A 12,064-nucleotide genomic window follows, 5' to 3' on the forward strand; every position below is an offset into this window, starting at 1 on the left:
TACGAACATGCCCGAAAAGACCAACAGAATATCCTTCCAGGGCGAGCCCGGCGCGAACTCTGACACCGCCAGCCGCAATATGTTCCCGGCGATGGAGCCGTTGCCATGCCCCACCTTCGAGGATGCTTTCAACGCGGTTGAGACCGGCAAGGCCGATCTGGCGATGATCCCGATCGAAAACACTATCGCCGGGCGCGTCGCCGACATCCATCATCTCCTGCCGGAATCGAAGCTCAACATCATCGGCGAGTATTTCCTGCCGATCCATTTCCAGCTTATGGTCCTGCCGGGTGTGAAGCGCAGTGAGATCAAGACCGTCCACAGCCACATCCACGCGCTTGGCCAATGCAGAAAATACGTCCGCAAGAATGGCTGGAAGGCGGTCGTGGCCGGCGACACCGCCGGCGCGGCGAAGTTCGTTTCCGAGGAAAAGGACCGCACCATGGCAGCGCTAGCCCCGGCGCTGGCAGCCAAACTCTACGGCCTCGACATCATCGAGGAGAATGTCGAGGACACCGACAGCAACGTCACCCGCTTCGTCGTGCTGACGAAGAACAAGCAATGGGCCGACCGTCCGTCCGCAGGCACCAAGATGATGACCACCTTCATCTTCCGCGTCCGCAACGTGCCGGCGGCGCTCTACAAGGCCATGGGCGGCTTCGCCACCAACGGCATCAACATGACCAAGCTGGAAAGTTACCAGCTCGGCGCCTTCACCGCGACGCTGTTCTATGCCGACATCGAAGGCCATCCCGACGATGCCAACGTCAAGCTGGCGCTGGATGAACTGCGCTTCTTCTCCAAGGAGGTGCGCATTCTGGGCGTCTACCCGGCCAGCGCCTCGCGCGACGAATGGAATGCGCCCGACTGATCTCTGTGTCGGCGAGTCGGCCGGTTCGGCTACTCGTTGTCCAGCCACGCCAGGATCAGATGGTGCGCGATCGCACCCTTCTGCGGCGTCGACAGATTATCCGGATGCGCCCGCGCCATCATCAGCCGTACCTCATCGCGGCCGAACCAGCGGCAATCTTCCAGTTCGGTCAGGTCGGTCCTGATCTCGTCGTTGATGGGCTCGCCGAAGCAGCCGATCATCAGCGAATAGGGGAAGGGCCAAGGCTGGCTCGCATGATAGACGACGCGGCCAAGCCGGATGCCAGCCTCCTCGAAGGTTTCCCGACGCACCGCATTCTCGATTGTCTCTCCCGGCTCGACGAAGCCGGCAAGTGTTGAATACATGCCCGGCGCGAAGTGGCGGCTGCGGCCGAGCAGGCATTTGTCTTTCGTCGCCGTCAGCATGATCACCACCGGATCGGTGCGCGGAAAGTGGTCGGCGCCGCAGGCCGGGCAGTGCCGCCGATAGCCGCCGGCGCGCATGTCCGAGGCCGCGCCGCAGCGACTGCAGAAGCGATGGGTCGAATTCCAGGCCAGCAGCGCCGCCGCCTGCGCCAGCGCGCCGAGGGCTTCCTGGTCGATCAGGCCCTGCAAGAGAATGGAGCGGTGGTCGATGGCCTTGATGTCCTGCGGCAATTGCTCCGGATCGATGGTCGCGGGCACCGCAAGCACCGGACCTTCTTCCGACATGCCGAGCAGGATCGCGTCGTCCACCACCGGCATCAGTGTGCGGCTTTCCGCCGGCGTTAACCACGGCATGAAGGTCTCTCCGGCCTTCAGGTGCAGCCTGCCGTCGCGCAGGACGAGCAGCCGCGCGCGCGGGTCGGTCAGAGCCTTTTCCACGCAGTCGTCGGTGCGATTTTCGGATTGACGGTCTATCGTGTTGCCGGCAAAGCCGACGAACTGACTCGGCTCGCGCAAGGGCGCGTCAAAAAGGCTGAATGGCATGGACGGGACTCAAGCGATCGTTCGGATACAGTCGCTCTATAACGCCGCGCGGATCGTTTGGGCAAACCGGTGCAGGTCGTTTCCGGTGTAGGGCTCGCGCACCCCGTGGCTCCAGACCGGTCCGGGCCAGCCGGCGTCGCCCTCATTGCGTGCGATGACGTGGATATGCAACTGCCGCACGATATTGCCCAGCGCGCCCGAGTTGATCTTGGTGCAGCCTGTGGCCTTTTTCAGCGCTTCCGCAACCATATTGACCTCGAAGGTCAGCATGGCTTGATCGAGCGGGGTGAGGTCGTGGATTTCCTCGATGCCCGGCCGCTGCGGGATCAGCAGCAGCCACGGCCAGCGGCTGTCGTTCATCAGCCGCAGCTCGCACAGGCCGAGCCACATCACCTGCTCGCTGCTGGCTTCCAGCCGGGCGTCGAGCGTAAATCCGGCCTTGAGGCCCGGCAGCATTGGCGTTTCCCCTGAATCCCGTTGTCGGCGAAGGCTATTGCGCCGTACTGTCCGCTGCAAGCGAATCATGGGCCGCTTTCGTGAATAGCTGCAATCGCCGCGACGCCCTTGCATTTCGCTGACGAATTGCCGATATGGACAGCGGGAGGTTGGTGGTGGACGATCCACTCGCCAACCGGGTCAGGTCCGGAAGGAAGCAGCCCTAACGAGCCCGGAACGGGTCATTGTTCCAGCCTCCCACCTCAAGAACCGCTTGTGCAAGGCGTGCCGCGGATATTCGACGCGGATCGGCATCGCGCCGTTTGCGGGCCGGGATGCCTCCGATCGTGAAATGGCTCCCAAACGGTTCGCGCAAGGTTGACGATGGCCGCCCCGGCGCGTCAATGTTGACGGGACTGACCGCCCTGCCGCGGTCCGACGAGGAAATTATCGAGACCGATGAGCGAAGCCGGACAGTCAGGCAAGGACAAGGGCGGCGCCTATCGCGTTCTGGCGCGAAAGTACCGGCCGTCGAATTTTTCCGAATTGATCGGCCAGGAGCCGATGGTTCGCACGCTGACCAACGCCTTCGCCACCGGCCGCATCGCCCAAGCCTGGATGCTGACGGGCGTGCGTGGCGTCGGCAAGACAACGACCGCGCGTATTCTCGCTCGGGCTCTCAACTACAAGACTTCGGACAAGAATGAGCCATCGGTCGATTTGGCCGTGCTCGGCGAACATTGCCAGGCGATCATGGAAGGCCGCCATGTCGACGTGATCGAGATGGACGCCGCCTCCCACACCGGCATCGACGACATCCGCGACATCATCGAACGGGTGCGCTACGCGCCGGTTTCGGCGCGCTACAAGGTCTACATCATTGACGAGGTGCATATGCTTTCGACGCAGGCCTTCAATGGCCTGCTGAAAACGCTGGAAGAGCCGCCGCCGCACGTCAAGTTCATCTTCGCCACCACCGAAATCCGCAAGGTGCCGATCACGGTGCTGTCGCGTTGCCAGCGCTTCGACCTGCGCCGTATCGACGCCGGCGCTCTTGTCGGGCATCTGACTTCGATCGCCAGCCAGGAGGGCATTGATGTTGACCCGGCCGCTCTGGCGATGATCGCCCGCGCCGCCGAGGGATCGGCCCGCGATTCGCTTTCCATTTTCGACCAGGCCATCGCCCATGGCGGCGGCAAGGTGGATGCCATCGCGGTACAGGCTATGCTCGGCCTTGCCGACCGCGCCCGCATCGTTGACCTGTTCGAGCATGTGATGAAAGGCGACGTGGCCGCCGCGCTTGGCGAATTGCGCGCCCAGTACGAGACCGGCGCCGATCCGGCCGCGGTGCTGACCGATCTGGCGGAGTTCAACCATCTCGTCACCCGTCTGCGTTTCGTGCCGAGCGCCAGCGACGATGCTTCGTTGTCGCAGGATGAACGCAGCCGCGGCGCCGAATTCGCCGCCAGCCTGTCCGTCCGCATTCTGTCGCGCACCTGGCAGATGCTCCTGAAGGGCATTCCGGAAGTGCAGAGCTCGAACCGGCCGATGAGCGCGGCGGAAATGGTGCTGATCCGGCTTGCCCACGCCGCTGATCTGCCGACGCTCGATGAGGCGCTGAAATCGTTCGAAGCTGGCGATGCGGTTCCCGCTGCTCCCCGGTCCAATGGCGCCTCCGCCGCTCCCGGAAATGGCGGCGCGAACGGCGGAGCATCCGCGGGCGCGGTTTCGCATGCGCGTATGCCCACGACGGGCGGCGGCGCGCAGACCATGCGGCTGGTGGAAAGCACCCCCGAACCGGCAATGTTTGCGCCGCCACCAGAAGCCGTTACGGAAGCGCCGCCTGCGGTATCGGTCAAGACGCTGGCGGATATCGCCGCACTCGCCGACACCCATCGCGACATGACCTTCAAGGTGCTTTTGAAGCGCTGCGTGCGACCGGTGCGCATCGAGCCCGGCCGCATCGATGTCAGCCTGACCGCCGACGCGCCGAAGATGCTGCTGAACGACCTGACCGCCAAGCTGCGTGCCTGGACCGGCCGCAACTGGCTGGTTTCGCTGTCGAAGGACGAGGGCGGGCAGACGCTGGCCGAGATGGAATCGGCGAAGCGTGAGAACGCCTTTGTCGATGCGCGCAGCGACCCCGCCGTCGCCGCAATTCTCGCACGTTTCCCCGGCGCCAAAATCATCGACGTGCGTATTCCGGATGCGCCGGACATCGACGTTGACGCCGATATCTCGCCGACGGACCCTCCCGTCGAAGACGACGATCAAAACTAAGCGATCATCAACCGCAAAGGACCGCACGATGAAGGATCTTCTCGGCCTGATGGGCAAGGCGAAGGAAATGCAGGCCAAGTTTCAGGCCATGCAGGACGAAATCTCAGGACTGGAGGCAAGCGGCCAGGCCGGCGGCGGTCTCGTCAACGTTACGCTGACAGGCAAGTTCGAGATGAAGACGCTCAAGATCGACCCGTCGCTTTTCAAGGAGGACGATATCGAGGTGCTGGAGGATTTGATCCTTGCAGCCCACAACGACGCCAAGACAAAGGTCGAACAGGTGATGCAGGAAAAGACCAAGGCGCTGACCGCCGGTCTGCCGATGCCGCCCGGCATGAAGCTGCCTTTTTGAGGCTTAGAAGGACCGGCCTTTGTTTCGCCTCTATCACGCTATGTTGCCGAGTAGGGCGGATTGTTGATCAGTCATAGAGTCTTGTGCGGAACGGTTCACTTGCGTTCGTAAGCATTTGGCCATCTTTTTGCCGGAAAGATTCTCATTCTGGCCGTGACCTGGGGACAAGGCGGCAGCAAAATAATGAGGCTAGGCCATTGACTGCCGCGCGATGGAAGGTGCCGCTTGTACTCGGCATCGCATTATCTCCGCTCCTTCTGGCCGGTTGCAGCCAGACTTCTTCCCACGGCATGTCCGTCGCCAATCTGACTGACTCCCTCAAGCCGTCTTCCCGTGCGCGGCCCTACCGGTACACGTCCCGTGACAAGGAATGCCTTGAACGCGCAATGTTCTTCGAGTCCAATCGCTCCAGCCGTGATGGCATGGTGGCGGTCGGAACGGTGGTGATGAACCGTCTCAGGTCCGGCCAGTACAGCGATTCTATCTGCGGCGTAGTTGGACAAAAGCGGCAGTTCGCGCCCGGTGTGATGACCCGCCAGATGAATTCCAAGGCGATGCCTGACGTTCAGGAGGCGGCTGAGGCCGTTCTCAAGGGCGAGCGCGCGCCAAAGCTGAACAACGCCATGCACTTCCATACGGCTGGCCTGAAGTTCCCTTACAAGAACATGCATTACATCACCGTGGCCGGCGGCAACGCTTTTTACGAAAAGCGCGGCCGCAAATGGCAGCCACTGCCGCCGGATACCGGAACGGCGTTTGCATTTGCCGGCCCGACGACTGCGCCCGCAGCTGATGGCGTGCCGGGTGTCCAGACGCCGGCCCTTATGGTTGCCTCCGCCGAGCCGACTGCGACAACCACGGCCGCATCCTTTGCCGCTGCCCCTGCCGGCGCTGCATCTGCTGTTGAAAAACCGACTCTCGTCGCCTCGGCCGCCGCTGCCCCCCTGCCTGAAGCCAAGCCGTTCGGGGAGGCAAGACAGGCCAGGATCGCCTACGACCGCCAGCCTGACGCGGCCCGTTTCGGTGGCGCTTCGGCCGCGCCGCAGAGCACGCCCTTCATGACCGCATCCGCTTCGGCGAACGAGGCGCAGCCGGTCATGGGGTTCGAGTCCACTCCCGACGACACCAGCGCCATCGGCGCGTTGATCGTCAAGGAAGGGCGTCCTTTCGACGAATAGCGGACAATTCGCGGACGCCTCCTGCCGCCCAGACATCTGTTCGGCTTGGCGCATTCGCTCTATACGAATCGCATGTCCAAGCGAATCGCCGGCCCCGAGATCGAGCGCCTGATCCAGCTTCTGGCCAAGGTGCCGGGGCTGGGACCCCGTTCGGCGCGCCGCGCTGCCCTCCATCTCATCAAGAAGAAGGAGCAGCTTCTGCAACCGCTGGCCGACGCCATGGGCGAAGCTGTCGAGAAAGTGCGCATCTGCTCCGTTTGCGGAAATGTCGATACAGCCGATCCCTGCCTGGTCTGCACGGATCCGCGACGCGACGACGCCACGCTGATCGTCGTCGAGGATGTCGCCGACCTGTGGGCGCTGGAACGCGCCGTGGCGATGAATGTGCGCTACCATGTCCTCGGCGGTACGCTGTCGCCGCTGGACGGCATCGGTCCGGACCAGCTGAACATCAAGGCGCTGGTCGATCGCGTCGCCGGCGGGGCGGTGCGCGAGTTGATCATCGCCGTCAACGCCACGGTCGAGGGCCAGACTACCGCGCACTACCTCACCGACCAGCTTGCTGGCTTCGACATCAAGGTGACACGGCTGGCGCACGGCGTGCCGGTCGGCGGCGAGCTGGACTATCTGGACGAAGGCACGCTGGCGGCGGCGCTGAAATCGCGGACGGCGTTCTGATGTGGCCGCCGAGATCGACGAGGGAGCGATGCAGGATGCTGCGCTCCCAAACGGCCGCAATCTTCGCTGCCATTCTGGCGGCTATCTTTGTTTTCCCGGCCTCCGCCGCCAAAATCGACGATCAGTTCCAGACGTGGCTGCAAGCCGATCTCTGGCCGGAGGCCAAGGCAAAAGGTATTTCGCAAACGACCTTCGATGCCGCCTTCGACGGCATCAAGCCCAATCTCAAGCTTCCCGATCTCGTCCTGCCAGGCGAAAAGCCCAAGACGCCGAAACAGCAGCGGCAGGCCGAATTCGGCTCGCCGGGCAATTATTTCGCCGAAAAGGTCATCGGGGCGTTGACGAGCGGCGGCCGCGCCCGCTCCGGCAAGTATGCCAAAACACTAGCCGCCGTCGAAAAGCGCTATGGCGTGCCGGGCGAGGTGGTGCTCGCCATCTGGGGCCGCGAGTCCGGCTTCGGCGCGGCGAAAATGCCTTACGACGCTTTCGAGGTGCTGGGCACCAAGGCTTTCCTGTCGACCCGCAAGGACATGTTCCGAACCGAATTGCTGGCGGCGCTGGAGATCGTCCAGCGTGGCCTGGCGCCGGCCGGAGCCATGCGGTCGTCCTGGGCCGGCGCGCTCGGCCAGCCTCAATTCATGCCGACTTCGTTTCTCAAGCACGCCGTGGACTTCGATGGCGATGGCGCGGTCGATATCTGGAATTCTGTCCCCGATACGCTCGGCTCCATCGCCAACTATCTTGTCCACTACGGCTGGGCCTCTGGCCGCGACTGGGGTTTTGAGGTGACCGTGCCGGACAGCCTTTCCTGCGCGCTGGAAGGGCCGGACCGCGGCAAGCCGATTGCGCAATGGGCTTCGATGGGCGTGACGCGCGTCGGCGGCAAGCCGTTCCCGGCCCGGGAGGCGAAAGCCGAGGGTTTCCTGATGATGCCCGCGGGACGCGACGGGCCGGCCTTCCTCGTCACGCAGAATTTCTACGTGCTCAAGGAATACAATATGAGCGATCTCTATGCGCTGTTCATCGGCCACGGCGCCGACAGGATCGCCCATGGCGACAGGAAGTTTTCGGCTGCGTGGGGAGCTGTCGGCGGACTCCATCGCTCCGATGTGGCGGCCCTGCAGCGGGCTTTGCAGGCGAAGGGCTATGATGTCGGCGGCGCCGACGGGCTGCCCGGCTTCAAGCCCCGCCGCTCGATCGGCGATTGGCAGGCGAAGAACGGCCGCGCCGCGACCTGTTTTCCCGATGCGGAACTGGTGAAGGCGGTGAATTGATTTTCTTCGTCCCGTTTACGGGGCGCGGGAAAGGAACTACGCCGCCTGCGACAGCTCTCTTTGAACCTCCGCCAGAAGCTCGAACGACCGCACCCGCGCGGCGTGGTCGAAGATCTGCGCCGTTACCATCAGCTCGTCGGCCCCGGTGCGCTCGACGAAGGCCTCGATGCCGCGCCGCACCGTATCCGGCGAGCCGACCACGGCTTGCGACAGCGCATGGCCAAGCATGGCGCGCGCCTGCGGGTCGAGTTGCGTCTCGTAACCCTCTACCGGCGCCGGCAGCTTGCCCGGCCTGCCGCTGCGTAGATTGACGAAGGCCTGCTGCAGCGAGGTGAAATGCAGTTTCGCCTCCGCGTCCGTGGGTGCTGCGATGACATTGATGCCGAGCATCACATGAGGCTTTTCGAGATGTTCGGACGGCTGGAAGCGCGAGCGGTAGACCTCCAGCGCATTGTCCAGTTCCGCTGGTGCAAAATGCGAGGCGAAAGCGTAGGGCAGGCCAAGCATGGCGGCGAGCTGGGCGCCGTAGAGGCTCGAACCCAGTATCCACACCGGAACATTCTGGCCTTCGCCGGGCACGGCGCGCACGCGCTGCCCTTCCTCCGCCGGGCGGAAGTAATTCATCAGCTCGATCACGTCCTGCGGAAAGGTATCGACGCTGGCCTCGAGATTGCGGCGCAGCGCCCTGGCCGTGAGCATGTCGGTTCCCGGCGCCCGCCCGAGGCCGAGGTCGATACGGCCTGGAAACAATGCCGCCAGCGTGCCGAATTGCTCGGCGATGACCAGCGGCGAATGGTTCGGCAGCATGATGCCGCCGGCACCGACGCGGATGGTCTTGGTGCCGCCGGCGACATGGCCGATGACGACGGCCGTGGCCGCGCTGGCGATGCCAACCATATTGTGATGCTCGGCCAGCCAGTAGCGCTTGTAACCGAGCCGTTCGGCATGGCGTGCGAGATCGAGCGAATTGGCCAGCGATTGCGCTGCGTCGCCACCCTCCGGCACGGGGGCAAGATCGAGGACGGACAGTTCGGCCATGGCAACGGGTCTCCGGGATCCGCTGGATATGGAGGCCGGAGACCCGTTCTGCAAGCGGCCGAAAGTCCAATCCTCAGGCGGCAGTCTTCGTCTTGGCGCGGCTCGCCCTGGGCGGCGCTGTTTTCGGCGAAGTCGGCTTCGAGGGCGCCACACGGCGTTGCGGGCGCCGCTTCGGCAAATTCTTCAGCGGCTTGGCTGCATTGTCGGCAAAAGCGATGCGAACGGCCTCAGCAATGCTCGAAACGACGAAATCGGCATTGGTTTTTTCCTCGGTTATCGCGCTTGCGCGGCTGTCGTCGTCCGTCGCCATCGGTACGAGCAGTCCGACCCTCAGCTTGGAATCGCGCCGCTTCAGCCGCCTCACCGTATGCCGCGCCTGGGCTAGGGATGCTGCGTTGAGGTAGATCAGGATCACGGTGTCGACTTCCTTCACGGCGAGATCCTTGAACCGGTCAGGTTCGATCGCTTCGTATGAAGCGGCCGCTGCCGTCGCCCCCTGAACCTCGAGCACCTGGACGACCATCTCTGCTGCTGCGTCGTCGATTTCGCCGCGTCCGCCGATGCACAGCAGCGTGCGTCCCTCGCCATCCGGCAAGGTTTCGTCGGGTGTATCGTCCTCGTCCTTTTCCGTCTTGGCATCGTCGCCATTGTCGCCGTTTTCTTCTTCTTCCTCGTCTGCGGTTTCGCTTAGTTCCTGCACCAGTGTCTGGGCCGCCGAGGCAAAGCGTATCCGCTGCTCGTCGGTCATGACGCCGCGCTGGCGGTCCAGTTCCGCCAACGCCAGCGCCGGCAGTCCTACCTTGTCGTAGAAAGAGACGAGATATTCGTCCTCCAGGAAGTCCTCGGCATAATCGGCAGCCTCATAGGGGTCGCCGGCCAGCAGCCTCTGGTAGACGCGGGCATGCGGTTCCAGAACCGGCTCGTCACCAAGCAGCACATCGAGGAATTCGAACTGCGAAACATGCCGCCCCAGAACCACCAGGCAAACGGTCAGCGGTGTCGACAGCACCAGCCCAAGCGGCCCCCAGAGCCATGCCCAGAAGATGGCGGCGATGATGATGGCAAGCGGGGAAAGGCCGGTCTGCGAGCCGTAGAGCCATGGCTCAAGCACGTTGTTGGAGATGAGTTCCATGGCGATGAAGAGGCCCACCGTCCACAAAAGCGGCGCCCACCCTGGCGATACCGCGACGGTAAGAAGCATCGGCAGGATCATGCCGATCGCCGGACCGATATAGGGCACGAAGCGCAGAACCAGTGTGAGCAGGCCCCAGAGCATGGCGTTGGGAATATTCAGCAGCCATAGGCCGAGCGCGATCGGCACCGCATAGATCGTGTTGATCAGGAGCTGCATCAGAAGATAGCGTCCGACCCTCTTCCCGGCGTCCTGAAGGGCCTCGGTCGTCTTGTGCAGGTCGCCATAGCCGGCAAGCCGGATGAAGCGGTCACGCAATCCTTCCCGCTCAAGCAACATGAAAATGACCACGACCACGATCAGGCCCGCAGTGGCGAACGGACTGATCAGCGGCACGACGATGTTCCGCAGGATGTCGAGCGGGCTTTCACGGTAGATGATTTCGACCGGCAGCGGTTGCGGGCCTGGAATGGTCGTGGACTGCTGCGTGCCGGCCTGCAGTTCCTTGCCTACCCTTTCGACCATGTAGGTGAGCCGCTCGATAAGGCCGCCGCCTGCGCCCATCTCTTTGAGGGAGCGGACCTTTTCGACGATATTGGCCTGGTAGGTCGGTATGTTCTGGGCAAGGTTCGAAACCTGCGTGGCCACAAGGAAGGCAAACGCCGCAATGACCAGGAAAGTGATCATGACCGTCAGGATGACGGCCACTACTTTCGGCACCGACCACTTCCGCAGTCTCGACACGATGGGCGCGAGCGCAAAGGTGAGGAGAAGTGCAATGGCAAAGGGGAGCAGGACATCCTTGGCGAGGTAAAGGATCGCCGTCACGCCGATGATGGTGACGACCGGCGGCAGCGACAGCCGCGTATGCCGCGCCGCTCCGCCATCGGCTAGTGGGGCGGTCATCTGTGGAATTTCGGTATTCGTCGCCACCTTTCGCCCCTCCTGGTGGGCATCGCCCGGACTGCACCATGCGCGCACGGTTTTCGTCGGGAGGGAAGTCACATTCGTCGGTCAGCTTCGCGGTTTGTCCTGAAAAGAACCCTTATTCGCCCTCTTGCCCGCTCGCGGCGGTCAATACGGAACAGTAACAGCCGCGTCGGCACTCAAGACATCAGCGGTCCGGGCAGAAACGCAGGCCAGCAGACGAGGTTCCAGTGCGATGCCGGCCGCGCCGCCCTGGACAGGCCAACCCTGGCGCCGAACCTGTTTCGCCACGGCAACAGCTATGAATTTCATGGCTGCCATTCCGTTTTGGCGCTTGAACTCTCGGCTCGCGCGCGTATGTAAGCGACGCGAATTGAGTTCAGGGAAACAGATTTGGCTATCTACAGGGAAAAAGACTTCTCCGAGCGGCGCAATGCTGCAGACGAAGCAAGAAAGGCGCTCTTGGAGCGCTTCAAGGCGAAGCCGGCGGCAGATGACCCGGCGGTGTTGGCAAAGCGGGCGGAACGCAAGGCGATCCTGGAGGCCCGCGCGCTCCGTGAAGCTGAAAAGCTGAAGCAGAAGCAGGAGCGGCTGGCCCGTGAGGCTGCCGAAAAGGCGGCCCGCGAAGCCGCCGAAGAAGCCGCTCGGCTCGAAGCCGAGATCCAGGCTGCCGCCGACGCCAAGATTCGCGAAGCCGAGGAAAACGAGCGGATCGCTCGCCTTCTGGCTGACGAAGCGGAACGCAAGGCCAAGCGCGATGCGCGCTATGCAGCGCGCAAATCGCGTAGCGGTCGCGCTCCTCCCGGCTTCTCGGCGCGCTAGCTTCAAGAATCGGCTGAATTTTTTGAAGCAGGCTGCCCGCGAGGGCGGCCTGCTTATGCCGTTGCCTTATGCATGTCGCCCAAAGGTGGGCAGCGGTTTTGGGAAAACG

General features: G+C 63.3%; 11 protein-coding genes and 1 other RNA gene. 8 read left to right on the forward strand and 4 right to left on the reverse strand.

Annotated features, from left to right (window positions below; genetic code table 11):
• Positions 1–7 precede the first annotated feature (7 nt).
• Positions 8–871, forward strand: a complete 864-nt coding sequence (locus ASD44_RS16195; RefSeq protein WP_056114236.1) for a prephenate dehydratase — start codon at positions 8–10, stop codon at positions 869–871.
• A gap of 29 nt (positions 872–900) precedes the next feature.
• Here ASD44_RS16195 and nudC read toward each other — a convergent pair whose 3' ends face one another.
• Positions 901–1,839, reverse strand: a complete 939-nt coding sequence (nudC, locus tag ASD44_RS16200; RefSeq protein WP_056114239.1) for an NAD(+) diphosphatase — start codon at positions 1,837–1,839, stop codon at positions 901–903.
• Positions 1,840–1,875: 36 nt separating this feature from the next.
• A complete protein-coding gene (locus ASD44_RS16205) occupies positions 1,876–2,295 on the reverse strand; it encodes an HIT family protein (RefSeq protein WP_056114241.1) in 420 nt (139 codons plus the stop codon).
• Between the two features lie 144 nt (positions 2,296–2,439).
• On the opposite strand from ASD44_RS16205, the gene ffs reads away from it, so the two are divergent.
• From ffs to ASD44_RS16230, 6 genes are all read left to right on the forward strand, one after another.
• Positions 2,440–2,536: signal recognition particle sRNA small type (gene ffs, locus ASD44_RS18245), an RNA gene on the forward strand.
• 197 nt (positions 2,537–2,733) lie between these two features.
• The gene (locus ASD44_RS16210) at positions 2,734–4,554 is read left to right on the forward strand and encodes a DNA polymerase III subunit gamma/tau (protein WP_056114244.1); all 1,821 of its coding nucleotides are present in this window, start codon (positions 2,734–2,736) and stop codon (positions 4,552–4,554) included.
• 28 nt (positions 4,555–4,582) lie between these two features.
• Positions 4,583–4,906: a YbaB/EbfC family nucleoid-associated protein gene (locus ASD44_RS16215; protein WP_056114246.1), complete on the forward strand. Its 324-nt coding sequence runs from the start codon at positions 4,583–4,585 to the stop codon at positions 4,904–4,906.
• A 197-nt stretch (positions 4,907–5,103) separates the two neighbouring features.
• Positions 5,104–6,084 (forward strand): cell wall hydrolase, encoded by a 981-nt coding sequence (locus ASD44_RS16220; RefSeq protein WP_056114251.1) that lies wholly within the window; start codon positions 5,104–5,106, stop codon positions 6,082–6,084.
• Positions 6,085–6,156: 72 nt separating this feature from the next.
• Complete coding sequence (gene recR, locus ASD44_RS16225; RefSeq protein WP_056116380.1) at positions 6,157–6,762, forward strand: recombination mediator RecR; 606 nt, start codon at positions 6,157–6,159, stop codon at positions 6,760–6,762.
• Between the two features lie 35 nt (positions 6,763–6,797).
• Positions 6,798–8,036 (forward strand): lytic murein transglycosylase, encoded by a 1,239-nt coding sequence (locus ASD44_RS16230; RefSeq protein WP_056114254.1) that lies wholly within the window; start codon positions 6,798–6,800, stop codon positions 8,034–8,036.
• Positions 8,037–8,072: 36 nt separating this feature from the next.
• Here ASD44_RS16230 and ASD44_RS16235 read toward each other — a convergent pair whose 3' ends face one another.
• Positions 8,073–9,074, reverse strand: coding sequence for an LLM class flavin-dependent oxidoreductase (locus ASD44_RS16235; RefSeq protein ID WP_056114256.1), 1,002 nt, complete (start codon positions 9,072–9,074; stop codon positions 8,073–8,075).
• Between the two features lie 73 nt (positions 9,075–9,147).
• On the reverse strand, positions 9,148–11,139 hold the full coding sequence (locus tag ASD44_RS16240) for an AI-2E family transporter (protein ID WP_244478786.1): 1,992 nt from the start codon (positions 11,137–11,139) through the stop codon (positions 9,148–9,150).
• A gap of 387 nt (positions 11,140–11,526) precedes the next feature.
• Between ASD44_RS16240 and ASD44_RS16245 the strand changes: the two genes are divergently transcribed.
• A complete protein-coding gene (locus ASD44_RS16245; RefSeq protein WP_056114260.1) occupies positions 11,527–11,955 on the forward strand; it encodes a DUF6481 family protein in 429 nt (142 codons plus the stop codon).
• Positions 11,956–12,064 lie beyond the last annotated feature (109 nt).

The organism is Mesorhizobium sp. Root554 (assembly GCF_001427025.1).
Lineage (GTDB): Bacteria > Pseudomonadota > Alphaproteobacteria > Rhizobiales > Rhizobiaceae > Mesorhizobium.